This window comes from Pseudomonas sp. JS3066 (assembly GCF_036328175.1).
Lineage (GTDB): Bacteria > Pseudomonadota > Gammaproteobacteria > Pseudomonadales > Pseudomonadaceae > Metapseudomonas.
In genome coordinates this window covers 1,419,331-1,443,455 of record NZ_CP143312.1, presented here as the reverse complement: position 1 = coordinate 1,443,455, position 24,125 = coordinate 1,419,331, and the positions used below count along the sequence as shown (strand labels likewise).

The following is a 24,125-nucleotide window of genomic DNA, read 5'->3' as shown; positions in this document are numbered from 1 at the left end:
TTCGCCCCTACAAGGTGAATCCCCCAACACATTCACCTTGGCAGGATCAACGCCCCGTCTTGATCGCACTCCAAACACGGGTCCGTACGCGATCGATCTTCGGTGGCATGGACTCCAGGGCGAAGAGGTTCTTCATCACGTCGGCCGGCGGGTAGATGGCCGGGTCGGACTTGATTTCGGCTTCCACAAGAGAGTCGGCCGCGGCATTGCCGTTGGCGTAGTGCACCGAGTTGCTGATGCCAGCCATCACATCCGGACGCAGCAGGTAGTTGAGGAAGGCATAGCCAGCCGCTTCATCGGGCGCATCGGCGGGCATGGCGACCATGTCGAACCACATCGGCGAGCCTTCCTTCGGCGTCGAGTACTGGATATTCACACCGTTGTTGGCTTCCTTGGCGCGGGTGGCGGCCTGCAGGATGTCGCCGGAGAATCCGACGGCCACACAGATGTCGCCGTTGGCCAGGTCGCTGACGTACTTCGAGGAGTGGAAGTAGGTGATGTACGGGCGCACCTTCATCAGCTCGGCTTGCGCCGTCTTGTAGTCCTCGGCTTTCTGGCTGTGGTGCGGCAGGCCCAGGTAGTTGAGGGTGATGGGCAGTAGCTCCGGGCCATTGTCGAGTACGGCGACGCCGCACTTGGCGAGTTTCTCCATGTTCTCCGGCTTGAAGAACAGGTCCCACGAATCTACCGGGGCGTTGTCGCCCAGCACGGCCTTGACCTTGTCGACGTTGTAGCCGATGCCGGTACTGCCCCAGAGGTAGGGGAAGCCGTACTGGTTGCCAGGGTCGTTCACTTCCAGCGCCTTGAGCAGCACCGGATTGAGATTCTTCCAGTTGGGCAGCTGGTTCTTGTCCAGCTTCTTCAGGGCGCCGGCCTGGATCTGCTTGGCCATGAAGTGGTTGGAGGGCACCACCACGTCGTAGCCGGATTGGCCGGTCATCAGTTTGCCGTCGAGGGTCTCGTTGCTGTCATAGACGTCGTAGCTGGCCTGGATGCCGCTTTCCTTGCTGAAGTTGGCGACGGTGTCCGGGGCGATGTACTCGCTCCAGTTGTAGATCTTCACCGTATCGGCCGCCTGGGCGGCGGCGGACATGGCCAGCGTCAGAAGGAGGGGCGCGAAGGAACGTGTCATTGTCTTTTTGTCCTGGCTGCTTGTGGATCGAGACCCCGTCGTGCGGGGCTTCCAGCTTCTCCATCACCGCCACCAGTGACAATGCGCGGCAAGTCCCAGCGTGCCCGCGAGGAAGCCTGACCTGGAGCAAAACCAGGCCATTGGCGGCGTCTACACTTCTGCCTTGACCGGCCCGCCTGCCTGGGGCCGTGCAGCGCAAGGATGGTCGCCATGCTCCAGTCCGTCTCACCGAAGAACGATCTCCCCCTCGACGCCGAACCCGAAGCCACTCCACGCAAGGGCCTGTTCAGTCCCTTCACCATTGCCGCCTTCCGCATCATCTGGATCGCCAACCTGTTCGCCAACCTGGGTACCTGGGCGCAGTCGGTGGCCGCCGCCTGGGTGGTCACCGAGGCGCACGCCAGTCCCTTGCTGGTCGCGATGATTCAGGTCGCCTCGGCCCTGCCCCTTGTGCTCATGTCGATCCTCTCAGGCGTGCTGGCAGACAACCACGACCGGCGCAAGATCATGCTCGCCGGACTTTGCTTCGAGATGAGCGGCGCCATCTTCCTCAGCGCCATTGCGTTCCTCGGCTATCTGGACCCGATCCTGCTGATCGTCTCCATCCTCTGGATCAGCATTGGCGGCGCCATCACCATCCCGGCCTGGCAGGCGGCGGTGAGCGAGCAGGTGCCAGGAGAAATGCTGGGCAATGCGGTGCTGCTCAACAGCGTCAACTACAACGTCGCCCGCGCCGCAGGCCCAGCCCTGGGCGGCCTGATGCTCAGCGCCGTGGGCCCGGCCTGGGTGTTCCTGTTCAACTGCCTGTGCTACCTGGGCCTGATCGGCGCGATCTGGCAGTGGCGCCGCAGCATTCCCGTTCGTTCCCTGCCACCCGAAGGCCTGATACAGGGCGTGGTAGCGGCCCTGCGCTTCACCCAGTACTCCAGCGTCACCCGCCTGGTCATGCTGCGCTCGTTCTCTTTCGGCATTTCCGCCAGCGCCGTCTGGGCACTGCTTCCGCTGCTGGCGCACCGCAACCCGGATGGCGACGCCACGGTATACGGCTACATGCTCGGCGCCCTTGGAGTTGGCGCCATCAGCGGCAGCCTGCTGGTCAACCGTGGACGCCTGCTGATCGGTACCAGCAAGCTGATCAGCCTGGCCGGCCTGTTATTTGGCGTGGTGATGCTGGCGCTAGGCTCGCTGGACAGCCTCTGGGTGATCTTCCCAGCCCTGCTTTTGGGCGGCATCTGCTGGATCGCAGCAGTGGCCAGCTATAACTCGGCGGTGCAGATTCTGGTGCCGGACTGGGTCAAGGCCCGCGCCCTGGCGCTGTACCAGACGGCGATCTATGGCGGGCTGGCGCTCGGCTCTTACCTCTGGGGCCACCTGGCGGAAAGCATGGGTGTGAAGGGAGCACTGTTCAGCGCCGGCTGCCTGATGATCGCCTGCGCCTTCCTGCTCTACCCACGCCGCCTGCCGGAGCTGGACGCTTCCAGCATCGCCCACGCCGACAGCCCGCAGCCTGGCCAACCGAGCTTCTCATTCGATCCGGATCGGGGCTCCGTGCTGGTGACGATCGAATACCGCATTCCCCAGGAACGCACCCGCGACTTCGTCCGCGCCAGCCGCCCGCTTCGCCGTCTGCGTCTGCGCAACGGCGCCGAACGCTGGGCGCTCTATCGCGATGCCAGCGAACCGGAGCTGTGGCAGGAAACCATGGTGGTGGAGAACTGGCTGCAGCACCTGCGGATGCTCGACCGCCTGACCATCGCGGACAAGGCGATCATCGACAACCTGGCCATGCTGCACGAAGGCGATGGCCCGCCTCGCGTGCGCCACGGAGTGAGCTATGAGTCGGGGAGCTATGAACCTGCGCAGACGTAGGCTGGTGCAGGCGGCGTTACGTCAGAGCGCAGCGAAGCCCGACACTGCGAGGCCCAAAGCCTGAATGTTGGGCCTCGCGAAGCTCGGACCAACCTACTGTTGCAGCTCCTGCTCGGTGAACAGGCCATCGAACAGCATGCTGGAGAGATAGCGCTCGCCCGAGTCGGGCAGGATCACGACGATGGTCTTGCCCTGCATTTCCGGGCGTTCCGCCAGGCGCGCAGCGACGGCCATCGCAGCACCGGAAGAGATACCGCAAAGAATCCCTTCCTCACGCATCAGGCGCAGAGCCATCGCCTTGGCGTCGTCATCGGTGCACTGCTCGACGCGATCGACCATGGCCAGATCGAGGTTCTTCGGCACGAAGCCGGCGCCGATGCCCTGGATCTTATGCGGGCTTGGCTTCACTTCCTCGCCGGCCAGGGTCTGGCTGATAACCGGAGAAGTCACCGGTTCCACCGCTACGGACAGGATTGGCTTGCCGCAGGTCTGCTTGATGTAGCGCGACACGCCGGTAATGGTACCGCCGGTGCCCACGCCCGCCACCAGCACATCCACCGCGCCCTCGGTGTCGTTCCAGATTTCCGGGCCCGTGGTCTTCTCATGGATGGCCGGGTTGGCCGGATTCTCGAACTGTTGCAGCAGCAGGTATTGCCCGGGGTTGGCGTTCGCCAGTTCGTTGGCCTTCTCGATAGCACCTTTCATGCCCTTTGCCGGCTCGGTCAGCACCAGTTCGGCCCCCAGTGCCTTGAGTACCTTGCGACGCTCCAGGCTCATGGAGGCCGGCATGGTGAGAATCAGCTTGTAACCACGCGCGGCGGCAACGAACGCCAGGCCGATACCGGTGTTGCCGGATGTGGGCTCCACCAGCGTCATGCCGGGCTTCAGTCGACCCGAGGCCTCCGCGTCCCAGATCATGCTGGCGCCAATGCGGCACTTCACCGAATACGCGGGGTTGCGGCCCTCGATCTTGGCGAGGATGGTCACGCCACGCGGGCCCAGGTGATTGATGCGAACCAGCGGGGTGTTACCGATGGCTTGCGAGTTATCGGCGTAGATACGGCTCATGGCGGAATCCTTGTCATGGCGGAAAAGTGCCCAAGCCTAAGGCCGTGACATTGGAGCGTCCAGCGCCCCGCCAAGCCGGTTCGAGGGCATTCCTGCCATTCAGTGACTGAATGAAGCTTCTGCGTTCACAGTCGACTCGTGCGCGCGTTATAGTCAGCTCTTTCCCAAATACTGAACCGTCCGGTATTCCAACCGGAGTCTTACGTCCGAGGATTTACTGATGAAGTTCGAAGGCACCCAGTCCTACGTCGCCACCGACGACCTCAAGCTCGCGGTGAACGCCGCCATCACCCTGCAGCGCCCGCTGCTGGTCAAGGGTGAACCGGGTACCGGCAAGACCATGCTGGCCGAGCAACTGGCCGCCGCCTTCGGCGCCAAGCTGATCACCTGGCACATCAAGTCGACCACCAAGGCTCACCAGGGCCTGTACGAGTACGACGCGGTGAGCCGTCTGCGCGATTCCCAGCTGGACTCCGACAAGGTCCACGACGTTCGCAACTACATCAAGAAAGGCAAGCTGTGGGAGGCGTTCGAATCCGAAGAGCGCGTCATCCTGCTGATCGACGAAATCGACAAGGCCGACATCGAGTTCCCCAACGACCTGCTGCAAGAACTCGACAAGATGGAGTTCTACGTTTACGAGACCAACGAGACCATCAAGGCCAAGCAGCGCCCAATCATCATCATCACCTCCAACAACGAGAAGGAACTTCCGGACGCCTTCCTGCGCCGCTGCTTCTTCCACTACATCGCCTTCCCCGACCGCGACACGCTGCAGAAAATCGTCGACGTGCACTACCCGAACATCAGCAACTCGCTGGTGGCCGAGGCCCTGGACGTGTTCTTCGATGTGCGCAAGGTCCCTGGCCTGAAGAAGAAGCCTTCCACTTCCGAACTGGTGGACTGGCTGAAGCTGCTGATGGCAGACAACATCGGCGAAGCCGTGCTGCGCGAACGCGACCCCACCAAGGCCATCCCGCCGCTGGCTGGTGCCCTGGTGAAGAACGAGCAGGACGTGCAACTGCTGGAACGACTGGCCTTCATGAGCCGCCGCGCCAGCCGCTGAGTGCCGATTCCCCCCTCTCCCTCCGGAGAGGGTCGGGATGAAGGAAGCCCGGCCGAACGCAGGAGATTGAAGCCATGCACCACGGCAGTTGCCTGTGCGGCGCAGTGAAATACGAGATCGACGCGCCCATCGAATCCGCCACCCATTGCCATTGCAGCCAATGCCGCAAGGGCCACGGTGCGGCCTTCGGCACCTACTTCACCGTGCACTGGAACAGCTTCCGCTGGGTGCAAGGCGAGGACATGGTTGGCGAGTTCCACTCCTCTCCCGGCGTGACCCGGACCTTCTGCCGGCAGTGTGGGTCGACCCTGCAGTGGTACAGCCAGAGCGCCAACCCCGACTGGGTTGGCGTCACGCTGGGCACGCTGGATTCACCGCTGAGCCCCATCCCGCAGAAGCACATCTACTCGGAATCCAAGGCCGACTGGTACGCCATCGCCGACGGCCTGCCCCAGGAGCCCCGCTCCTGAGGCCCTACAGATAAACAACGAGGGTGCAGCCATGCTGCTCAACCTGTTCAACGAAATGCGCGCAGCCAAGGTGCCGGTCTCGGTCCGCGAGCTGCTGGACCTGATCAACGCGTTGAAGCACAACGTGGTGTTCGCCGACATGGACGAGTTCTACTTCCTCGCCCGCACGGTGCTGGTCAAGGACGAACGCCATTTCGACAAGTTCGACCGAGCCTTCAGTGCCTACTTCAAAGGCCTGGAAAAGCTCGACGACTACCTCCAGGCGCTGATTCCCGAGGAATGGCTGCGCAAGGAGTTCGAACGCATGCTGACCGACGAGGAAAAGGCGCAAATCCAGACCCTGGGCGGCCTCGACAAGCTGATCGAAGAGTTCAAGAAGCGTCTGGAAGAGCAGAAGGAACGCCATGCCGGCGGCAACAAGTGGATCGGCACCGGCGGTACCAGCCCCTTTGGCTCCGGCGGCTTCAACCCCGAAGGCATTCGCGTGGGCGATGCCGGCAAGCGCCAGGGCAAGGCCGTCAAAGTCTGGGATCAGCGTGAGTACAAGAACCTCGACGACCAAGTGGAACTCGGTACCCGCAACATCAAGGTCGCCCTTCGCCGCCTGCGCAAGTTCGCCCGCGAAGGTGCGGCAGAAGAACTGGACCTGGAAGGCACCATCGACCACACCGCGAAGGATGCCGGCCTGCTTAACATCCAGATGCGCCCGGAACGCCGCAATACTGTGAAGCTGCTGCTCCTGCTGGATATCGGCGGCTCCATGGACGCCCACGTGAAGGTCTGCGAAGAACTGTTCTCCGCCTGCAAGACCGAGTTCAAGCACCTGGAGTACTTCTACTTCCACAACTTCATCTACGAGTCAGTGTGGAAAAACAACCTGCGTCGCACCTCCGAGCGCACCTCCACCCTCGACCTGCTGCACAAGTACGGTCCCGACTACAAAGTGGTTTTCGTCGGCGACGCCGCCATGGCCCCTTACGAAATCACCCAGGCCGGCGGCAGCGTCGAACATTGGAACGAAGAGCCGGGCTACGTCTGGATGAAACGCTTCATGGAGAAATACAAGAAGCTCATCTGGATCAACCCCTACCCCAAAGACACCTGGAACTACACCTCCTCCACCAACATCGTCCGCGAACTGATCAACGAGCAGATGTTCCCACTGACCCTGCAGGGGTTGGAGGACGGGATGAAGTTTCTGTCCAAATGAGCAACGGGCCCTGCGGGGCCCGTTCTGCTTTGTTGCCAAAGCCGCTAGGCTTGGCGCGTATTCCTTCGAAACGAGTCGATCATGCAAGACATCTCCCTGCAGGACACCGCCGCGCCGGACGGCGTCTGCTATGGCTGCGGCGGTCGCAATCATCATGGACTGCAAATCAAGAGCCACTGGCACGAGGACGGCGTACACGTCGTGGCCGAACACATGCCGGATGCCAAGTACTGTGGCTGGCCGGACCTGGTGTATGGCGGGCTGATCGCCATGTTGGTGGACTGCCACTCCAACTGGACCGCCATGGCCTACCACTACCGCGCCGAGGGCCGCGAGCCCGGTAGCCTGCCGCGCATCGAGTGCGTCACCGGCAATCTCGGCATCAAGTTCATCAAGCCGACGCCCATGGGCGTGCCGCTGCTGCTGCGCGCCCGGCTGGAGGGCGAAGCGGGCCGCAAGACCCGGGTGATCTGCGAGGTTTATGCGGGAGAGTTGCTGACCGCCGTTGGCGATTCCGTATTCGTCCGGGTGGACACCGGTCAACTGGCTGCCTCGGCCCATAGTCGCGAGTCTTGAGCAACGCGGGAGCCCAGCGGAGTCAGCCAAAGGCGTCGCCCCGGCTCAGCCATTGCGCAGCGGAGATCGCTGCGGGCGCTTCGCCCTCGCGAGCCTGCGCGCGGTATCCACGAATGGAGTAACGATCAGGCTGTAGATCGTCAGGTAGCGGTCGTGGTCCTTTTCCAGGGTGCCGAAGCGAAGATCCTCAGGCCTGGAGGTGGTGACGTAGAGCGTGCCGAACATCCAGTCCCAGATCGACAGGTTGGTGCCGAAATTCTTGTTGAAATGCCGGGGCGCGTCGCTGTGGTGGATCTGGTGCTGGGCCGGGCTGTTCAGCACATGCTCGACCACGGGACCGAACGACAGCCAGACGTGGCTGTGACGCAGATTCGCCGCCAAGGCATTGCAGATGAACACCAGGTAGGTGACGCCAAACAAGGTGTAGCGGCTGATCTCGCCGCCGCAGGTGTACCAGAAGGCGCCAATGTAGACGCCCAGGACCACGCCGGTGGCCACTTTCTCGACAATCTTCTCAACGAAGTGGACGCGGCTCGCCGTCGCCGGCACCAGCACGGGCGCCGAGTGGTGAACCTTGTGGAAGGCCCAGAGCCAACGGGAATGAAAGGCCCGGTGAGCCCAGTAGTGCACGAAATCCTTCACCAGGAATACGCCCAGCCCGAAGAGCAGGGAAAGCCCGAGGTTCTCGCCCAGTTGCGGGCGCGCCCCCCAGAGGTTGGTAAAGAAGGCGACGTAGTCTCCAGAACGGAGTATGAGCGGGTCGACCAGCCCGACTATGGGTAGGACCACGGCGACCTTGAGGATGCCGCGGACGAAGTAGTAGCGGTAGTCGAGCAGCGCCGAGCGGTGGAAGTACACCTGGCGACCGCCGATGAACTGCCAGAAGGAGTTCGCCTTGGTAAGGCCACGGTGCTTCCTGAAGCGGAACAGCGCATAGGCGATGCAGTACGAAATGCCGAGGAACAGCACGCCGAAGCGGCCATTCAGGTCGAAGATGCCGGCGAATTGCTGGACGACCGGGTCGATCACCCATTCGGCCAGACGGTCATAGGCATGCGAGAGAGCATCCATGAAAGGCTGGCCTCAATCTAAAGGACGGGCATATTAAATCAAATTGGGAATCATCTACGAATTCGCCTTGTTCGCATTGCGTACAGGCGACCACCGGCATTAGTCAGCCGATGCAGCGTTGACCTTTGCTTGTCGGACGGGACAAGCCCGCAACCAGCAGCGCTACAGCGGGCCTCGAATGGTGGACGGGTGGTGCGCAGTCCACCCTACCGCTACATGCTGGCAGCGGGAGCGAACTCATTCGCGATTCAAATCGCTCCCATCGTCCGAATGTGTGCAGGGCTCAGAGCCTGTGCCGCTGCTGCACCTTCCTGTTGCGGCCCACACCGGCTGCGGCACCGATGAGCAGCAGGATGCTTTCCACCACCCAGGCCAGCAGCACTCCAGAGCTGAGGCCCCAGGCAATGGCTTCGGGCTTGAGCAGGAGTTGGTAGCTGTAGACCGCGAGGGTTTCCTGACGCAGTTCGGGGTTTGCAGTGGCCAGGACATGCCAGGCGCGCTGGTACCATGGGCCTTGCAGAGCCTGCCATTCCCGTTGCATGAGGTCATTGCGAGCTACAAGGTGGGCGACGCTGTCGGCATCGCTGCGCATGACCTCGTCCGTGCTTGCGCGGTAATGCTCCACCAGAACGTTGAGGTCGCCCTGGAAAAAGCGCTGTGCGGTCTCGCGGAACCCCTTGAGCCCCTGTTCCGCCTCCAGTCGATGGGCGTCAACGCGCTTGGCGTAGTCATCGATGAAACCTGGCACTTGTACGCCGATCAGCAGGCCGAGAGTGAAGAGGACCAGTCGCAGGTAGCTTCGCAACATTCCCTGATTCTCCGCGTCAGGCCCGGCCCTGGGTGACGATCTCGCCACGGCGCCAGAGGATCCACTCGCCCGGCTGGTAGATGTTCCAGGTTTCGTTGTCGGTCAGGGGCTCGGTGGCGATCACCGTGACCACGTCGTTGGGCGTGGTTTCGGCCTGGAAGTCCACGATCAGGTCGGCGTCCTTCAGGCGTGCCGGACCGAAGGGCGCTCGGCGGGTGATGTGGGCGAGCTTGGTGGAGCAGAAGCTGAACAGCCAGTCGCCGTCACTGAGCAGACAGTTGAATACGCCTTTCTGGCGATACTCGAAGCATGCCTGGATCAGCACCGGCAGGAGAATTTCCGCCATCACCGGCTCGGGGAAAGCACCGCGCACGCGGTTCAGAAGGTCGCAAAAGGCGGCTTCGCTATCGGTATCCCCCACTGCACAGTAAAAGCCCTTTGGCGGTTCGAAACCGGCCAATTGGCCGTTATGCGCAAAGCACCAGTTGCGCCCCCAGAGTTCACGCACGAAGGGATGGGTATTGGACAGACAGACCTTGCCAACGTTGGCCTGGCGGATGTGGCCGATCACCGTTTCGCTCTTGATCGGGTAGCGCTGCACCAGGCGCGCCACTTCGGACTCCACGCTCGCCGACGGGTCCTGGAACAGGCGCAGGCCTCGTCCTTCATAGAATCCGATGCCCCAGCCATCGCGGTGCGGGCCGGTGCCGCCGCCGCGCTGCATCAGGCCGGTGAAGCTGAAAACGATATCGGTGGGGACGTTGGCGCTCATGCCGAGCAATTCGCACATGGTTCAGGACTCTGGCGTCAGGCGTTCTGGAGATTGGAAATACTTCCCGGGCCGGGAAGTCGATCAGAGCGCTCCAGGCCGGGGTGGCCCATGCTGAACGCCCTGTGGCCGAGTCGCAAGGTCCGGCAGGTCAGAGGCGGGGCTCGATGCGCAGTCGGCGGTCGCCATTCTGGTCGAGGCGGGTGTCCGCGTCAGGTCGGCTATCGCGCATCACCTCACGCAAGGTCGGCTCGTCAGCGGCCTGCTGGGCGGCTTCTCGCTCGGCGCGGCGCGCCTTGAGCTTGTTCTCGATGGGCCAGCGGATACCGGCGAATACCAGGTACAAGGCCAGGGCAATGATGCTGTACATGGTCAGGTCGAGGGTCGCCTTCCAGGCGTTGTTGCCGACCTTGAAGACCACGTCGAGCGCAGTGATGGCCACAGCCGGGGCGAACAGGTCCTTGCCCGGGTCGACGATGGTCGGTGTCAGCAGCAACACCGCTACCAATAGGCGCAGCGGCTCGCGCAGCCAGCGCCACATCCAGCCGGTAAGGCGAAACCAGACCAGCAGACAGCCGAGCGCGGCGACTCCGTAGGCGGCCCAGGCGAGCAGGTAGTCGTTTTCAGTCATTGGCGTCCGTGGCAAGGCTGGCAAAAGGGCGCTTATGATAAACGCTTTTCGCGGTTCCGGCGCTCCTGCCGTCGCCGTACCGCCTGCCCTCGAGAGTGCCCATGCCCCAAGCCCCCATCGCCCGTATCGAACCCGGTGACGACCCCTACCGCTGGCTGGAGGAACGCGACGCGCCCGACGTACTCGCCCACCTCGAAGCAGAGAACGCCTGGCTGGAAACCGAGCTGGCCGAACAGAAGGATCTGCGCGAAGCGCTGTTCCAGGAAATCAAGGGTCGCATCCGCGAGACCGACCTGTCGCTACCAGTGCCCTGGGGCCCCTGGCTCTACTATCAGCGCACCACCGCTGGCGACGAGTACCCCCGTCACTACCGCTGTCCGCGTCCAGCGGACGGCTCGCTGATCCTGGACGAAGATGCCGAGGAATTGCTGCTGGACCCGAACCTGCTGGCGAACGGCGGGTTCCTTTCGCTCGGCGCCTTCAGCGTCAGCCCGGATCATTCGCGCCTGGCCTACAGCCTGGATACCAGCGGCGACGAAATCTACCAACTGTTCGTCAAGGACCTGGGTACGGGAAAAGTGACCGCACTGCCCTTCGAGCAGTGCGACGGCAGCATGACCTGGGCCAACGACAGCGCCACGCTGTTCTTCGGCGAACTGGACGAAACCCACCGACCGCATCGCCTGCACCGCCACCGCCTGGGTGAAGCCAGCGCCGAACAGGTCTTCGAGGAGGCCGACGGGCGCTTCTTCCTGCACTGCTATCGCGCCAGCTCCGAGCGCCAGTTGATCCTGCTGCTGAACAGCAAGACCACCAGCGAAACCTGGGTGCTGGATGCCGATACCCCGAGCGGTGCCTGGACTTGCCTGGCACCCCGCGAAGAGGACCACGAGTACTACGCGGACCACGGCAAGCTGGACGGACAGTGGACCTGGCTGATCCGCAGCAACCAGACCGGCATCAACTTCGCCCTGTACAAGGCGACGGAGGCCGCGCCCGCCCGCAGCCACTGGCAGGAACTGATCGCCCACGACGAAACACGCATGCTGGAAGGCGTCAGCCTGAATGCCGGTGGTTACACCCTCAGCCTGCGTGAAGGTGGCCTGCCATTGATCCAGGTGCACCCTGAAGGCGGCGCACCCTACCCACTACAACTGCCGGACGCCGCCTACAGCCTCTACGTACAGGACACACTGGAGTTCGACAGCCCGGTGATTCGTCTGCGTTATGAGGCACTGAATCGCCCAGCCCAGGTCCGCCAGCTTGACCTGGCCAGTGGAGCGCAGGTGGTGCTCAAGGAAACGCCGGTAGAGGGTCCCTTCGATGCGGACGCCTACGTCAGCCAGCGTCTCTGGGCCACGGCGGCGGACGGCACACGCATTCCCATCAGCCTGGTTGCCCGCCGCGACAGCCTGGGCATGCCCGCCCCGCTCTACCTCTATGGCTACGGCGCCTACGGCGAAAGCCTCGATCCCTGGTTCTCCCATGCGCGCCTCAGCCTTCTGGAACGCGGCTTCGTCTTTGCCATCGCCCATGTGCGCGGCGGAGGCGAACTGGGCGAGGCCTGGTACCGCGCCGGCAAGCTGGAGCACAAGGCCAATACCTTTGGCGACTTCATCGCCTGCGCCGAGCACCTGATCGCCGAGGGCTACACAACCCCGGCACAACTGGCGGTCAGCGGCGGCAGCGCTGGCGGCCTGCTGATCGGCGCCGTGCTCAACCTGCGCGCCGACCTGTTCGGCGCGGCCATCGCCGAAGTCCCCTTCGTCGACGTCCTCAACACCATGCAGAACCCCGATCTGCCGCTGACAGTGACCGAGTACGACGAATGGGGCGACCCGAATGAGCCGGAGGTATACGCGCGCATCAAGAGCTACGCGCCCTACGAGAACGTTCGCGCCCAGGCGTATCCGGCGATGCTGGTGGTGGCTGGCTATAACGACAGCCGCGTGCAGTACTGGGAAGCGGCCAAGTGGGTCGCCCGCCTGCGCGCGTCTAAGACCGATGGCAACCCCCTGCTGCTCAAGACCGACCTTGGTGCCGGACATGGCGGAATGAGCGGCCGCTACCAGGCGCTACGCGATGTTGCGCTGGAATATGCGTTCCTGCTGAAGGTGCTTGGCCTGCTCCCGCAGTAATCAGGGATTACCTGTGCCGGTGCCCAGTCCCCTGGAGTTGCGTTCCAGTTGCTGCTCCAGCACCGGGATCGACTGATCGCGCTGTTCCATGGATTCGCGCAGGCGCTGTTCCTGGTCCGGCCGCTTCATCATCTGCGGGCTGCCACTCTGCGGCGCGGGGCTGGTAACCGCGCGCGGCACCACCTGGGGATAAGGCTGCGGACTGACGGTACCGGGCGCCCCTGCCGGCGCCTGCAGCGGCGCCCGCAGCAGAGGTGGGTTCTGTGCCGTTGCCGCACCGGTCATCAGGGCCAGCGCCAGCGCCAGCAGTAGTGGAACTCGGGAACGGATCATCGTGCCGGCCTCCTGCTCATCACCCTGATCAGTCTAATCCCCGCACGCCGGGGTGTTCCCCCATGCGACGGGCTGTCGGCGATCGACCGCGCCCGGAACTAGACTTTTCTCAGATGCAGGCACAGGAGCTGGCGATGAGTACGCCCCCCTCAGCAAACAAGCTGGACAAGCTGCTCGCCGACGAGCGCAAACGGCGCGAACACAGCTATCGCGAGCAGGCACTGAAGCTGTTCCCCTGGGTATGCGGCCGCTGCGGTCGCGAGTTCAGTGGCAAGCGCCTCTCCGAACTAACGGTGCATCACCGCGATCACAACCATGACAACAACCCGCCCGATGGTTCGAACTGGGAGCTGCTCTGTCTCTACTGCCATGACAACGAGCACGCCCGCTACACCGACCAGCAGTGGCAAAACGATGAGAAACCCGGTGCGCGGCAAGGGCCGCGTGCCACCTACAAGGCATTCGCCGACATTGGCGACCTGTTGAAGCGCGAGGAATAGCCCGCTGGGCCGTTCGTAACCGAGTCCACAAGGAGATCACGATGAAGATCCTGATGGTACTGACCTCCCACGACCAGTTGGGCAATACCGGCAAGAAGACCGGATTCTGGCTGGAGGAGTTCGCCGCGCCCTACTTCGCATTTCGCGACGCGGGCGCCGAGGTGGTACTGGCCTCGCCCAGGGGCGGGCAGCCACCACTGGACCCGAAGAGCGACGACCCGGAGGCGCAGACTGAAGCGACCCATCGCTTCCGCGAGGATGACGAAGCGCGCCGTGCGCTGGCCAATACCCACATGCTTGCCGGGCTGGCGCCGGCTGACTACGACGCCCTCTTCTATCCTGGCGGCCATGGCCCGATGTGGGACCTGGTGGACGACCTCCATTCCATCGTGCTGGTCGAAAGCTTCTACGCCGCCGGCAAGCCGGTGGGTGCCGTGTGCCACGCGCCGGCCGTACTGCTGAATGCCAAGGCACCGGACGGCGCGCCGCTGGTACAGGGCAACGCGGTAACCGGCTTCGCAAACTCCGAGGAAACCGCCGTTGGCCTGGCCGAGGTAGTGCCCTTCCTGTTGGAGGACGCGCTGAAGGAGAAAGGCGGCCATTACTCCAAGGTGGCGGATTGGCAGCCCCATGTGGTCACCGACGGAAACCTGATCACCGGGCAGAACCCGGCATCGTCCGAGGCGACGGCGGCCGCCATTCTGGAACTATTGAGCGGTCGACGGGGGGAGATATAGGCATCCCGCGAGGGGGCACTTGTGGGAGCGAATTCATTCGCGATACAGGCTGCGCCAAGCACGGCCATTCGCGAATGAATTCGCTCCCACGATGTAAAGCAACAATCAACGCAACAGTTTGGTATCCAGCACGTCCGACGCGCCGCCCATGATGTTCTCGCTGATCTCGATGAAGTCCTTGGTGCTGGCCTTGTCCAGGCGCATCAGGCCACGGGCGACATCGTCCATGGAACGCTGGCCGTCGGTGCGCAGGCGGATTTCCTTGTCCAGGTCCTGAAGCAGCAGGACGGCGCGTGCGGTGACCGGGCCGCTGGCGTGTTCGCCGCGCAGGCTGTCTACTTTCTTGCTCCACTGGCGCAGTTGCTTGCGAATGGCTTCGTAGCGATCGTCGCCCAGGCCGCCAGCGCGGCGCATCAGTTCGATGGCGTAGTACTCGGCCACGCCTTCGCTGATCCAGTCGCTGCGGTCGGTATCGCTTATGCGGCTAAGTACGTGCACCAGTTCATGCACCAGCGAACTGGTGCCGTTCTCGCTCACCAGCGGACGCGCCGAGTGCATGAATAACGAGTTGGGTGCCGACAGGCCGCCACGCCACATGGGGTCGTTGGCGCCGACGATCAGCAACTTGCCCGGCTCGCGGGGGAAAACTTCCTGGGCATGGGGCCAGACGAAGGTCAGCATCGTCAGGATGTCCATGCGCCGCATGCCCTCGCCCACCGGAGCGCTCACGGTGACGTCGGTATTGCCCAGCGTGGCGCGGCGGCTTCCCAGCTTGCCGGCCAGGATCCAGCCGGTGGGACGGTCGAGCATGCGCTCGGGGTTGTCGATGCGGAAACGGTTCTTGCCGATGCGCGGCCAACCGGTTTCCACCGATTCCCAGTCCTTGGGCAGATCGAACTGCAGGCGCGCCACCAAGTCGACGCCGTCCGCCAGGTCCAGGCGTGCGGCAGGCACCAGGTCGTCGCCACGCAGCAGCGCCCAGTCGGGGGTCATGCGGGCATCGAAGCGGCCGTCGCCACGAGGATGGCTGATGCGTACCTTGTAGCTCAGGCTGGCCTTGCCCTTTCCGGGTATCCAGGTGCCATGGCCGGGGTCTTCCTGGCTCCAGTCGCCGCTGGCCTTGAAGTCGCTGTAGTAGCCCTTGTCACCCAGGTCGAAACGCAGTCCACGCACGCCGTCGCCCTTCTCCAGCACCAGGCTGACTTCGGCCTGGTCGCTCTCGGGCAAGAAGCGAACCTGATAGTCGAGATCGACCTTCTTGGCCGCCCACAACGGGGCGCTCAGGGTCAGCAGGACGGTGGACAGCAGAAGCTGGGAACGGGCGGACATCGAGGATGGCTTCCTTGGTGGGTGTGACGGTCAGTCCCTGAGACTCGAAAGACGGCGGTTTGATCCATGACCGGCCCGGCGGCTCATTGAAAAAGTGAGCGAGTCGGCCCGTTTTCAACCGCCTGCTAGCCGGCGCGGAAAATCAGGTAGTCCTCCCAATCATCCTCCGCCACGCTGCTTTCGCTCAGCATGCGACCGGATTGGGAAATACCTGCCTTGTGCACCGCTTCGGGGTCATTGCAGATCAGGTGGTGCCACGGCGGCAGGTCCTTGCCCTCGGCCACCAGGCGGTAACCGCAAGTGGGCGGCAACCAGCGGAACTCGTCGGCCTGGGCCGGGGTGAGCTGGATGCAGTCGGCAACGAACTGACGACGATTAGCGTAGTCGGTGCAGCGGCAGGTATTGAGATCCAGCAACTTGCAGGCGATACGCGTGTAGTAGACGCTGCCGTCGTCCTCGTCTTCGAGCTTCTGCAGGCAGCACAGGCCACAGCCATCGCAGAGGGATTCCCACTCCTCCTGATCGAGCTGTTCGAGGGTCTTGCGCTTCCAGAAGGGTTCGACTTTGGCGGCCATGGTATGCGGGGGGGTTGGTTCGGGGGGCGGTATTCTAGTCGCGTCCAGGGTGTCGGCCAAGCAGAGCTGACGCGCGGCTCGTCAGTAGCCGCGCTCGAAGTTGACTTGTCCGCGCAGGGTCGCGCCGGAGCGATAGCGGCTGAGGTTCTCGACGAACAGCCGGGCCATGGCACTGGGCAGCGTCGGTGCAGAGCTGTGGCCGGTGACCAGCAGGTTGGGCGCGCCCCAGAACGGATGCCAGGCGGGCAAGGGTTCTTCGCGGCAGACGTCGATCACCGCCCCGGCCAGTTGGCCGGCCTCCAGCGCCGCCACCAGGTCATGGTCAACGACCGCCACACCACGTCCGGCGTTGATGAACAACGCGGTCGGCTGCATGCAGGCGAAGATTCTGGCGTCGTAGATGTCACGGGTAGCCGGGGTGTCGGGCAGCAGGTTGACCACGCAGTCGGCCCAGGCCACCTGCTCGGCCAGTGCCTCCATGCCGGAGACCCGTTCGAAAGGTTCGAACTGGCGCGGCTCGCGGGCGATGCCATGCAGTTCGATGCCGAAGGGTTCGAGGAACCCGGCAACGCTCTGCCCGATGTCCCCCGCACCGACGATCAGCACCCGCTTGCCCTCCAGGCTGCGTGGCAGGCGGTTGTCCCAGCGCTTCTCGGTTTGTGCGGCAACCCGCGAGAAGAGCTGCCGCTGGTGAGCAAGAAGGTAGGTGAGCACGTACTCGGCCATGACCTGGCCGAAGATGCCAACGGCACGGGTCAGCCGATAATCCGTGGGCAGGTCGGTGGCCAGCAGCGGGGTGATGCCGGCCCAGGTGGATTGCATCCACTCCGGCTTGCAGCCCTTGCGCAGAAGCTCAGCCATCAGGTCGGGCTCGCCCAGCCACACCGTGCACTCGCGCGCGGCGTCCTGCAGGCGCTCCACCTCGCTGCCGCCGTGAAGCTGCAGACCGGACTCGGTGCGCAGCAGGTCGGCGTAGAGGGCGAACTCGGATTCGGCGATGAGGATCTTCATCAGATGGGGTCGTTCATCCGCAGGAGTTCTTCCGGCAGGTGCTCGATGTACTCATCCTGGGCCGGCGGCATCTGCAAGTGATAGCCCTGCTTCTCGATGTTCTCCAGCACCTTGCCGATGTCTTCACGGGCCAGTTGGCGCTCGGGGCTGAGCACCAGGTCGAAGGTGTGCTGCGGGGCGCCAAAGGCGGTGAGCAGACCTTCGGGCACGCGGCTCAGGGCTTCACGCTTGTCGACATAGAGGTACATCTCGTTCTTGCGCGGGCTTTTGTAGATGGAGCAGATACGTTTCATGATCGGGCTCGTGGGGCAGGCCGTGCGAGAGGCACGGCGGAAAGGTTCATTGGCCGGCCGCGGCCAGGGTATCCAGCAGGGCCTGGCCCATCAGCTCACGGCGCCAGCCACGCAGCCCTTCAGGCAGGGTATAGGGGCCGTTGGGGAAGCCGGTTTTCAACAGGGCCTCCAGGTGTTTCTTGCGCAGCATGAGTTCAGGAGCCATCCCCAGGCGCTCTGCCTCGGCCTGGCCGACAGCGCGCAGCGTTTTCAGCAGCGCCGAAGCCTCGGGCGGCAACGGCTCGGGCAGTGCCTCGGGCCACTGGTCAGGCGGTGTCTCGGCGGCATCGCGGATCAGTTTGAGCAGCGTATTGCCGTCCTGGCGCACGGTACGCGGGTGCATGTCGTCGATTCGCGCCAGCGCCACGAGGTTGTCCGGCTGGAAGCGCGCCAGCGGCCATAGGCTGTGCTCGCGCAGGATCCGGTTGCGCGGCTGGTCGCGCAGGCGGGCCTCGATCTCGCGCCAGGCGCAGAGCTCGCGAAGTACGGCCAGTTGGGCGCGGGAGAGCTTCCACGCCAGCTTGGCCTCGCGATAGAGCTCTTCAGGAAGGATTTCTCGACGCAGGTTGGCCACCAGTTCGGCACCATCCTCCAGCACCCAGTCACGCTTGGGCTCGGTCAGGCGCGGCTTCAGGGCGGCATAGAGCTCGGCCAGGTGCTGCACGTCCTCGGCGGCATAGCGCACCTGCATGTCGGTGAGCGGTCGCTGCAGCCAGTCGGAACGGGTTTCGTCCTTGGGCAGGTCGATGCCGAGCACCGCCTGCACCAGACGCGAATAGCCCATGGAATAACCGATGCCGAGATAGCCGGCAGCCAGTTGTGTATCCAGCAGAGGCTGCGGCATGGCACCGGTCAGGCGCAGGAAGACTTCCAGGTCCTCGCTGCAGGCGTGCAGCACCTTGAGCACCGCCTGATCTTCCAGCAGCTCGGCGAAAGGCGACCAGTCCCGAATCAGCAATGGGTCGACCAGGTACGCCCGCTCGCTGTCACCGATCTGCACCAGGCCGGCCTTGGGATAGAAGGTGTCGACCCGCATGAACTCGGTGTCCAGGGCCACGAAGGGCAGGCGCCGCCACTCGGCGCAGTGTTTGGCCAGCGCAGCGTCGTCGCGGATCCAGATAATGTCGATGGCCACAGGGCTCTCCTTGAATCAGTGGCGCGCAGTATATATCGCGCAGCGTGCTCGCTTCGCGCCTTGCATCGCCCCCGCCCCGCCGCTGCCATTTGCGCGGGGCGGGCAAACGCCTAGGCCAGCTCGGCGCCGAGGCGTTGGCGCAAGGCTTCGGAACTGCGCTGCATGGGCAGGCGCAACTCATCCTGGATCAACCCCTGAATCGCCAGCAGGCTTTTCACCGGCGCCGGATTCGGCTCGGCGAAGGCCAGGCGAATCAGCGGCTGCAATTTCTGGAAGATCGCGCGCGCGGCCTCGAGTTCACCCTTGCCTATACATTCGGCCATGTGCACGAACTGTCGCGGATGGATATGCGCCGATGCGCAGATCGCACCGCGGCCGCCCATGCAAAGGGTGGTGAAGATCTGCCCGTCTTCGCCCGTCAGCACGTCCAGCTCGCCATCGGCGATCAGCGCTTGGGTGGTTTCCGGGTTGCCGCCGCAATCCTTGATGGCTGCCACGCGGGGATGGCGGGCGAGTTGGCGCAGGGTCGCCAGCTCCATGCGCACGCCGGTGCGATAGGGAATGTCGTAGAGGATCACCGGCACGGTCGAGGCATCGGCGATGGCACCGAACCAGGCCAACAAGCCGTCCTGGGATGGACGGATGTAATAAGGCGCCGGAACCAGCACGCCGGCGATTGGCCGCCGTTGCACCTCGCTCTGGAACTCGAGAACCTCCGCCAGGTTGTTTCCTGCCATCCCCATTACCAGTCGGTCACCAGGCACTTCTTCCAGCAGCGTATCCAGCACCGCCAGTTGCTCCACCTTCGACAGCGCGGCCGCCTCTCCCGTGGTGCCGCAGGCCACCAGACCGGCGACGCCTTCGCCCAGAAGATGCCGGGCCAGGCGGCGCAAGGCCGGAAAGTCGATGGCGCCATCGTTGAAGGGGGTTACCAGGGCAACCCAGATTCCAGAAAACACAGGCATTGCAGATCTCCATTGGCTGACCGTCAAAGTCACCGTCGGAGGGATACAGGGAGGAAATTCGAGGGAGGATCGACCTACTTCGCGCCTACTGTCCTGTCAGCCCATCTGACGGGACAGCGCGCCCCGGTCAAATGAGCGACTGTTTCTTCGATTTACCTGCGGCAACGCCAATAGCCGACGCCTGGGCCGGGAAGACCAGGGCAGAAGCGGCGAAGAAGGCGATGGCAGGCATTGAATGCTCGGGTGAGTGCAGCGAGGGCCAGATACTGCGCAGGCGGCCCCGGCACTGTCAACTGCGCTCTGTCTAATGCGGCAACATTCAGCCCTGGCGCCTGTGGCAGACGACTGCTAAAAAAGCCCGCGCAGAAGAACAAGGCTCCGGCCGCCATCCCACCTCAATGGATACAAGAAGATGAAGAAGCTGCTGGGCGTGTTCGCCCTGCTGATCGTCGCCCTGACGGTCTATCTCGCGATTACCCCCTCCCCCATCGATCCGCAGGCATGGGAGGCCCCCAAGGCACCGACCATGACCGGCGTACTGGAACCCAACGACACACTGATGAAGGCCGAGCTCATTGCCCAGGGTCAGATTCATGGCCCGGAGGACACCGCCATCGATCCCCAGGGACGCCTCTATGCCGGCCTGCATGACGGCCGCATCGTGCGTATCAGCGACAAAGGCGAGATCGAAACTTTCGCCGAAACCGGCGGCCGCCCCCTGGGCATGGACTTCGACGCAACCGGAAACCTGATCGTCGGCGACGCTTACAAGGGCCTGCTGCGCATCGACCCGCAAGGCAAGATCAGCGTGCTGACCACCGAGGCCGAAGGCGTGCCGTTCCGCTTCACCGACGACCTGGATATCGCCCAGGACGGCCGCATCTACTTCACCGACGCCTCCAGCAAGTTCCAGCAACCGGACTACCTGCTCGACCTGCTCGAGGCCCGCCCCCACGGCCGGCTGATGCGCTTCGACCCGGCCACAGGCAACACCGAAGTGCTGCTCAAGGACCTGTACTTCGCCAACGGCGTGGCGCTGTCCGCCAACGAGGACTTCGTGCTGGTCAACGAAACCTATCGCTATCGCATCACCCGCTACTGGCTGAGCGGCGAGAAGGCCGGCACCCATGACGTGTTCATCGACAACCTGCCGGGCCTTCCGGACAACCTGCAAGGTGATCACCAAGGCACCTTCTGGGTCGCCCTGCCCACCCCGCGCAAGTCCGATGCCGACTTCCTCCATACCCAGCCCTGGCTGAAGGCGCAGATCGCCAAGCTGCCGCGCATGTTCTGGCCCAAACCGGTGTCCTACGGTTTCGCTATCCAACTGAACGAGAAGGGCGAGATCGTCCATAGCCTGCACGACACCAGCGGCACCCACCTGCGCATGGTGACGTCGGTCAAGCCGGTGGGGGACTACCTGTATTTCGGCAGCCTCGACAATGACCGGATCGGGAAATTGAAGATTCGTTGAACACCGAGGCGAGCCTTGCACTGCTTGGCGAATGAAATGGCTATGTCTGCATTGCATATTGCAAGCAGCTGCATTGCCCGTAGGAGCTGGCTTGCCAGCGAATGACCCCGTTTCGCTGGCGAGCCAGCTCCTACAAGGTTCGCGCCGGAGGTGGATAAGAAGTCACCCCGTCAGGATTCGTGGCGTCACCGAGCTGCTGCCCCAGCAACCCCTCCATCCGCTCGCGAGTCTCGGCCATCAGCTCACCGAGCCGCTCCGGGCCGTACCGGCTGGCATCGATGGGCTCGCCCACGTGCACTTCCACCTTCTGCCCAAGGTTCAGGCGGAAGGTGCGGGCCGGCAGCACGCGGTGGATGCCGCGGATGGACACGGGAATGATCACCGCATCGGTATCCAGCGCCAGATGGAAGCAGCCCTTCTTGAACTTCAGCAGACGGCCATCGGCGGATCGGGTGCCCTCGGGCGCAGCCCAGAGGACGATGCCGCTTTCCATCATCTGCCGAGCGGTGGCCAGATCAGCCAGGGCCTGGCGCCGGTTGTGCCGATCGATGGAGGGGAATTCCGCCGCACGCATGGCCGGGCCGAGGAAGGGAATGCGGAACAGTTCCTTCTTCGCCAGCATGCGGATCGACCCCGGCAGCGCGACGAAGCTGGCCGGAATGTCGTAATGGCTGGAATGGCTGCAAAGAACCAGATAGCGGCGGCCATCATTGAAATCAGGTATCGCGCCGTGCACCGACAGGTCCATGCGCACCAGGCGCAGAAGCAGGCGTGACATGGCACGGGTATAGCGGTCCACACAGGCGCGGTCGAGGCGCCCCAGCGGCGCGCGCATCAGCACAAGGCAGCAGTAGTAGAAGACCACCGAAAGAGTCCCCAGGATCACGCCCAGACGGCGGATCAGCGAGGCACGTTCACTCAGAATTTGCAGGCTTGGCATTTAGCTCTCCCATCTTCTCCCCGGGCGACTTCATGCGCGGGTGACCTTATGATGCCGATTGTCATCGTTTCGACACACTTGGCACGCCAGCCTCCTGACCAAACGCCTCCGCCACGGACCCGCCCCCATGGACAAGAAAGACCTGCAGATCATCGAACTCCTGCAGCAGGACGCCTCCATCTCCCTTGCGGAGCTCGCCGAAGCGGTGAATCTTTCCCCCACGCCCTGCTGGCGACGCCTGCAGAAACTGCGTGAGGACGGGGTAATCCGTAAACAGGTGACGCTCTGCGATGCCGAGCGGCTCAACCTAGGGGTCACGGTATTCGTCACTATCCGCACCAGCCGCCACAGCGACGACTGGACCCGACAATTCATCGAAGGCACCCGCGACATTCCCGAGATCGTCGAGATCTACCGCATGACCGGCGATGTCGACTACCTGCTGAAAATCGTGGTACCGGACATCAAGGGTTACGACGCGGTATATAAGCGCCTGATCCGCGTCGCGGACCTATCCGACGTCAGCTCCGGCTTCGCCATGGAAGTGATCAAGCACACCACGGCACTGCCGCTCGGCCACCTGGCGCTGTAGAACGAAGGTTGCCTTCCCGATCCGGATGCATGGCAGGAAATATTTTTCCAAATTCTCCTACTTTGTAGATTTATTTCCTACACAAAAACCTACTCTCGCAAATCAAAGCAAAGAATTTCCCCGCCCCCACCCGTAATCTTTCTTCCACTCCAGACGCCGCCATCGCCAGGCAGGCGCATACTTTTCGCTATCCGGAATCAGAGGAAACACCAGGTGGACGACCGCAAGCTGCACCTTGAAACACTCCTGGCCCATGAAGGTCGCGAACGGGGCCGGGTCGGCGGCACCGTCAATACACCGGTCTATCGCGCCTCCACGCTGCTCTTCCCCACCGTGGAAGCCCTGCACGCGCAGAGCGGCACCCTCAATACCTACGGACGCCATGGCAACCCCACCACCCGCTCCCTGGAACATGCCCTGGCGGGCCTGGAAGGCGCCTTCGGGGCAATGCTCACCCCCAGCGGCCTGAGCGCCCTTACCACCGCCCTGCTGGCGACCCTCAAGCCCGGCGACCACCTGCTGATGACCGATTCGGTGTACGACCCGACTCGCGCCTTCTGCGACGAAACCCTGAAGCGCTTCGGCATCGAGACCACCTACTACGACCCGCTGATCGGCGGCGGCATAGCCGAGCTGATCCGTCCGAATACCCGTGTGGTGTTCCTCGAATCTCCTGGCTCCCTGACCTTCGAGGTACAGGATGTGCCGGCCATAGCCGAGGTCGCCCATGCCCACGGTGCCCTGGTGATGCTCGACAACACCTGGGGCACCCCGGTGCACTTCGCTTCCTTCAAGCACGGCGTAGACATCTCCATCCACGCCGCCACCAAGTACATCGTCGGCCACTCGGACGTGCTGATGGGCGTAATCATGACCACCGAGGCGCTGTTCCCCCAGGTGCGCGGCTTCTACAAGCAGCTCGGCCTGTCGGTCAGCGCCGACGATGCCTACCTTGCCCTGCGCGGCCTGCGTACCCTGTCCACGCGCCTGGAACGCCACCAGCGCAACGCGGAAAAGGTCGCGCAGTGGCTGGCCGAGCAGCCGGAAGTGGAACGCATCCTCTATCCCGCCCTACCCGGCGCCCCCGGCCATGAGCTGTGGAAACGCGACTTCAGCGGCGCCTGCGGTCTCTTCGGAGTGATGTTAAAGGCGATGCCAGAGCAAGCCGTGCGCGCCATGCTCGACGGCATGAACCTGTTCGGCATGGGCTTCAGCTGGGGCGGCTTCGAGAGCCTCATCCTGCTGACCAATCCCAGCGCCCATCGCAGCGCGACGACCTGGAAGGCCGACGGCCCGCTGATACGCCTGCACATCGGCCTGGAGCATCCGGACGACCTGATCGCCGACCTTGACGCTGGCTTCCAGCGTCTTCGCGCCATCTGCCGTTGACCCCG

25 protein-coding genes are annotated in these 24,125 nt (G+C 63.6%); 11 read left to right on the top strand and 14 right to left on the bottom strand.

The window, feature by feature from the left end; genetic code table 11:
• Positions 1-46: 46 nt before the first annotated feature.
• Positions 47-1,132 (bottom strand): polyamine ABC transporter substrate-binding protein, encoded by a 1,086-nt coding sequence (locus SA496_RS06890; RefSeq protein WP_120651913.1) that lies wholly within the window; start codon positions 1,130-1,132, stop codon positions 47-49.
• Positions 1,133-1,342: 210 nt separating this feature from the next.
• Here SA496_RS06890 and SA496_RS06885 point away from each other — a divergent pair, with 210 nt between their 5' ends.
• Positions 1,343-3,001, top strand: a complete 1,659-nt coding sequence (locus SA496_RS06885; protein ID WP_120651914.1) for an MFS transporter — start codon at positions 1,343-1,345, stop codon at positions 2,999-3,001.
• Positions 3,002-3,094: 93 nt separating this feature from the next.
• Here SA496_RS06885 and cysK read toward each other — a convergent pair whose 3' ends face one another.
• Positions 3,095-4,069: a cysteine synthase A gene (cysK, locus tag SA496_RS06880; RefSeq protein ID WP_120651915.1), complete on the bottom strand. Its 975-nt coding sequence runs from the start codon at positions 4,067-4,069 to the stop codon at positions 3,095-3,097.
• 220 nt (positions 4,070-4,289) lie between these two features.
• Between cysK and SA496_RS06875 the strand changes: the two genes are divergently transcribed.
• The 4 genes from SA496_RS06875 to SA496_RS06860 all read left to right on the top strand — a co-directional run bounded on the left by SA496_RS06875 (position 4,290) and on the right by SA496_RS06860 (position 7,391).
• The gene (locus SA496_RS06875) at positions 4,290-5,135 is read left to right on the top strand and encodes an AAA family ATPase (protein ID WP_077524947.1); all 846 of its coding nucleotides are present in this window, start codon (positions 4,290-4,292) and stop codon (positions 5,133-5,135) included.
• 74 nt (positions 5,136-5,209) lie between these two features.
• Positions 5,210-5,605 carry a GFA family protein gene (locus tag SA496_RS06870; RefSeq protein ID WP_120651917.1) on the top strand — a complete coding sequence of 132 codons (396 nt, stop codon included), beginning with the start codon at positions 5,210-5,212 and terminating at the stop codon, positions 5,603-5,605.
• Positions 5,606-5,636: 31 nt separating this feature from the next.
• Positions 5,637-6,815 (top strand): vWA domain-containing protein, encoded by a 1,179-nt coding sequence (locus SA496_RS06865; protein WP_120651919.1) that lies wholly within the window; start codon positions 5,637-5,639, stop codon positions 6,813-6,815.
• Positions 6,816-6,896: 81 nt separating this feature from the next.
• Positions 6,897-7,391 carry a PaaI family thioesterase gene (locus tag SA496_RS06860; protein WP_120651921.1) on the top strand — a complete coding sequence of 165 codons (495 nt, stop codon included), beginning with the start codon at positions 6,897-6,899 and terminating at the stop codon, positions 7,389-7,391.
• A gap of 45 nt (positions 7,392-7,436) precedes the next feature.
• On the opposite strand, the gene SA496_RS06855 is transcribed toward SA496_RS06860, so the two are convergent.
• From SA496_RS06855 to SA496_RS06840, 4 genes are all read right to left on the bottom strand, one after another.
• Positions 7,437-8,462 carry a sterol desaturase family protein gene (locus tag SA496_RS06855; protein ID WP_120651923.1) on the bottom strand — a complete coding sequence of 342 codons (1,026 nt, stop codon included), beginning with the start codon at positions 8,460-8,462 and terminating at the stop codon, positions 7,437-7,439.
• A 283-nt stretch (positions 8,463-8,745) separates the two neighbouring features.
• Complete coding sequence (locus SA496_RS06850) at positions 8,746-9,270, bottom strand: DUF2937 family protein (protein ID WP_153917967.1); 525 nt, start codon at positions 9,268-9,270, stop codon at positions 8,746-8,748.
• Positions 9,271-9,286: 16 nt separating this feature from the next.
• A complete protein-coding gene (locus tag SA496_RS06845) occupies positions 9,287-10,060 on the bottom strand; it encodes a class II glutamine amidotransferase (RefSeq protein WP_120651927.1) in 774 nt (257 codons plus the stop codon).
• Between the two features lie 130 nt (positions 10,061-10,190).
• On the bottom strand, positions 10,191-10,670 hold the full coding sequence (locus tag SA496_RS06840; protein ID WP_330115194.1) for an MFS transporter: 480 nt from the start codon (positions 10,668-10,670) through the stop codon (positions 10,191-10,193).
• Positions 10,671-10,765: 95 nt separating this feature from the next.
• Between SA496_RS06840 and SA496_RS06835 the strand changes: the two genes are divergently transcribed.
• On the top strand, positions 10,766-12,808 hold the full coding sequence (locus tag SA496_RS06835) for a S9 family peptidase (protein WP_330115193.1): 2,043 nt from the start codon (positions 10,766-10,768) through the stop codon (positions 12,806-12,808).
• Here the strand turns inward: SA496_RS06835 and SA496_RS06830 are convergent, their stop codons facing one another.
• Positions 12,809-13,141, bottom strand: coding sequence for a hypothetical protein (locus SA496_RS06830; RefSeq protein WP_330115192.1), 333 nt, complete (start codon positions 13,139-13,141; stop codon positions 12,809-12,811).
• A gap of 128 nt (positions 13,142-13,269) precedes the next feature.
• On the opposite strand from SA496_RS06830, the gene SA496_RS06825 reads away from it, so the two are divergent.
• A complete protein-coding gene (locus SA496_RS06825; protein ID WP_162945896.1) occupies positions 13,270-13,641 on the top strand; it encodes a YajD family HNH nuclease in 372 nt (123 codons plus the stop codon).
• 41 nt (positions 13,642-13,682) lie between these two features.
• Complete coding sequence (locus SA496_RS06820) at positions 13,683-14,378, top strand: type 1 glutamine amidotransferase domain-containing protein (protein ID WP_120651949.1); 696 nt, start codon at positions 13,683-13,685, stop codon at positions 14,376-14,378.
• A 105-nt stretch (positions 14,379-14,483) separates the two neighbouring features.
• Here SA496_RS06820 and SA496_RS06815 read toward each other — a convergent pair whose 3' ends face one another.
• The 6 genes from SA496_RS06815 to dapA all read right to left on the bottom strand — a co-directional run bounded on the left by SA496_RS06815 (position 14,484) and on the right by dapA (position 19,725).
• Positions 14,484-15,707 (bottom strand): hypothetical protein, encoded by a 1,224-nt coding sequence (locus tag SA496_RS06815; protein ID WP_153917961.1) that lies wholly within the window; start codon positions 15,705-15,707, stop codon positions 14,484-14,486.
• A gap of 125 nt (positions 15,708-15,832) precedes the next feature.
• Positions 15,833-16,282: a YcgN family cysteine cluster protein gene (locus SA496_RS06810; protein WP_120651953.1), complete on the bottom strand. Its 450-nt coding sequence runs from the start codon at positions 16,280-16,282 to the stop codon at positions 15,833-15,835.
• Between the two features lie 81 nt (positions 16,283-16,363).
• Positions 16,364-17,293, bottom strand: coding sequence for a D-2-hydroxyacid dehydrogenase (locus tag SA496_RS06805; RefSeq protein WP_153917957.1), 930 nt, complete (start codon positions 17,291-17,293; stop codon positions 16,364-16,366).
• Positions 17,293-17,586 carry a YcgL domain-containing protein gene (locus SA496_RS06800; RefSeq protein WP_120651956.1) on the bottom strand — a complete coding sequence of 98 codons (294 nt, stop codon included), beginning with the start codon at positions 17,584-17,586 and terminating at the stop codon, positions 17,293-17,295. The genes SA496_RS06805 and SA496_RS06800 overlap by 1 nt, the downstream gene beginning before the upstream one ends.
• A 46-nt stretch (positions 17,587-17,632) precedes the next feature.
• The gene (rnd, locus tag SA496_RS06795; RefSeq protein WP_120651958.1) at positions 17,633-18,760 is read right to left on the bottom strand and encodes a ribonuclease D; all 1,128 of its coding nucleotides are present in this window, start codon (positions 18,758-18,760) and stop codon (positions 17,633-17,635) included.
• Between the two features lie 110 nt (positions 18,761-18,870).
• Positions 18,871-19,725 carry a 4-hydroxy-tetrahydrodipicolinate synthase gene (dapA, locus tag SA496_RS06790; RefSeq protein ID WP_120651960.1) on the bottom strand — a complete coding sequence of 285 codons (855 nt, stop codon included), beginning with the start codon at positions 19,723-19,725 and terminating at the stop codon, positions 18,871-18,873.
• A 412-nt stretch (positions 19,726-20,137) separates the two neighbouring features.
• Here dapA and SA496_RS06785 point away from each other — a divergent pair, with 412 nt between their 5' ends.
• Positions 20,138-21,199, top strand: a complete 1,062-nt coding sequence (locus tag SA496_RS06785) for an SMP-30/gluconolactonase/LRE family protein (RefSeq protein WP_120651962.1) — start codon at positions 20,138-20,140, stop codon at positions 21,197-21,199.
• 130 nt (positions 21,200-21,329) lie between these two features.
• Here the strand turns inward: SA496_RS06785 and SA496_RS06780 are convergent, their stop codons facing one another.
• Positions 21,330-22,139, bottom strand: coding sequence for a lysophospholipid acyltransferase family protein (locus SA496_RS06780; RefSeq protein WP_120651964.1), 810 nt, complete (start codon positions 22,137-22,139; stop codon positions 21,330-21,332).
• A gap of 127 nt (positions 22,140-22,266) precedes the next feature.
• Between SA496_RS06780 and SA496_RS06775 the strand changes: the two genes are divergently transcribed.
• Together SA496_RS06775 and metC are read left to right on the top strand one after the other, a co-directional pair.
• On the top strand, positions 22,267-22,731 hold the full coding sequence (locus tag SA496_RS06775; RefSeq protein ID WP_120651965.1) for an Lrp/AsnC family transcriptional regulator: 465 nt from the start codon (positions 22,267-22,269) through the stop codon (positions 22,729-22,731).
• A gap of 213 nt (positions 22,732-22,944) precedes the next feature.
• A complete protein-coding gene (metC, locus tag SA496_RS06770; RefSeq protein ID WP_120651967.1) occupies positions 22,945-24,120 on the top strand; it encodes a cystathionine beta-lyase in 1,176 nt (391 codons plus the stop codon).
• Positions 24,121-24,125 lie beyond the last annotated feature (5 nt).

What these genes read in the sequence shown, in the direction of transcription:
- SA496_RS06890 (WP_120651913.1), bottom strand. Translation starts at nt 1,132, where the DNA reads ATGACACGTTCCTTCGCGCCCCTCCTTCTGACGCTGGCCATGTCCGCC.
- SA496_RS06885 (WP_120651914.1), top strand. Translation starts at nt 1,343, where the DNA reads ATGCTCCAGTCCGTCTCACCGAAGAACGATCTCCCCCTCGACGCCGAA.
- cysK (WP_120651915.1), bottom strand. Translation starts at nt 4,069, where the DNA reads ATGAGCCGTATCTACGCCGATAACTCGCAAGCCATCGGTAACACCCCG.
- SA496_RS06875 (WP_077524947.1), top strand. Translation starts at nt 4,290, where the DNA reads ATGAAGTTCGAAGGCACCCAGTCCTACGTCGCCACCGACGACCTCAAG.
- SA496_RS06870 (WP_120651917.1), top strand. Translation starts at nt 5,210, where the DNA reads ATGCACCACGGCAGTTGCCTGTGCGGCGCAGTGAAATACGAGATCGAC.
- SA496_RS06865 (WP_120651919.1), top strand. Translation starts at nt 5,637, where the DNA reads ATGCTGCTCAACCTGTTCAACGAAATGCGCGCAGCCAAGGTGCCGGTC.
- SA496_RS06860 (WP_120651921.1), top strand. Translation starts at nt 6,897, where the DNA reads ATGCAAGACATCTCCCTGCAGGACACCGCCGCGCCGGACGGCGTCTGC.
- SA496_RS06855 (WP_120651923.1), bottom strand. Translation starts at nt 8,462, where the DNA reads ATGGATGCTCTCTCGCATGCCTATGACCGTCTGGCCGAATGGGTGATC.
- SA496_RS06850 (WP_153917967.1), bottom strand. Translation starts at nt 9,270, where the DNA reads ATGTTGCGAAGCTACCTGCGACTGGTCCTCTTCACTCTCGGCCTGCTG.
- SA496_RS06845 (WP_120651927.1), bottom strand. Translation starts at nt 10,060, where the DNA reads ATGTGCGAATTGCTCGGCATGAGCGCCAACGTCCCCACCGATATCGTT.
- SA496_RS06840 (WP_330115194.1), bottom strand. Translation starts at nt 10,670, where the DNA reads ATGACTGAAAACGACTACCTGCTCGCCTGGGCCGCCTACGGAGTCGCC.
- SA496_RS06830 (WP_330115192.1), bottom strand. Translation starts at nt 13,141, where the DNA reads ATGATCCGTTCCCGAGTTCCACTACTGCTGGCGCTGGCGCTGGCCCTG.
- SA496_RS06820 (WP_120651949.1), top strand. Translation starts at nt 13,683, where the DNA reads ATGAAGATCCTGATGGTACTGACCTCCCACGACCAGTTGGGCAATACC.
- SA496_RS06815 (WP_153917961.1), bottom strand. Translation starts at nt 15,707, where the DNA reads ATGTCCGCCCGTTCCCAGCTTCTGCTGTCCACCGTCCTGCTGACCCTG.
- SA496_RS06810 (WP_120651953.1), bottom strand. Translation starts at nt 16,282, where the DNA reads ATGGCCGCCAAAGTCGAACCCTTCTGGAAGCGCAAGACCCTCGAACAG.
- SA496_RS06805 (WP_153917957.1), bottom strand. Translation starts at nt 17,293, where the DNA reads ATGAAGATCCTCATCGCCGAATCCGAGTTCGCCCTCTACGCCGACCTG.
- SA496_RS06800 (WP_120651956.1), bottom strand. Translation starts at nt 17,586, where the DNA reads ATGAAACGTATCTGCTCCATCTACAAAAGCCCGCGCAAGAACGAGATG.
- dapA (WP_120651960.1), bottom strand. Translation starts at nt 19,725, where the DNA reads ATGCCTGTGTTTTCTGGAATCTGGGTTGCCCTGGTAACCCCCTTCAAC.
- SA496_RS06785 (WP_120651962.1), top strand. Translation starts at nt 20,138, where the DNA reads ATGAAGAAGCTGCTGGGCGTGTTCGCCCTGCTGATCGTCGCCCTGACG.
- SA496_RS06780 (WP_120651964.1), bottom strand. Translation starts at nt 22,139, where the DNA reads ATGCCAAGCCTGCAAATTCTGAGTGAACGTGCCTCGCTGATCCGCCGT.
- SA496_RS06775 (WP_120651965.1), top strand. Translation starts at nt 22,267, where the DNA reads ATGGACAAGAAAGACCTGCAGATCATCGAACTCCTGCAGCAGGACGCC.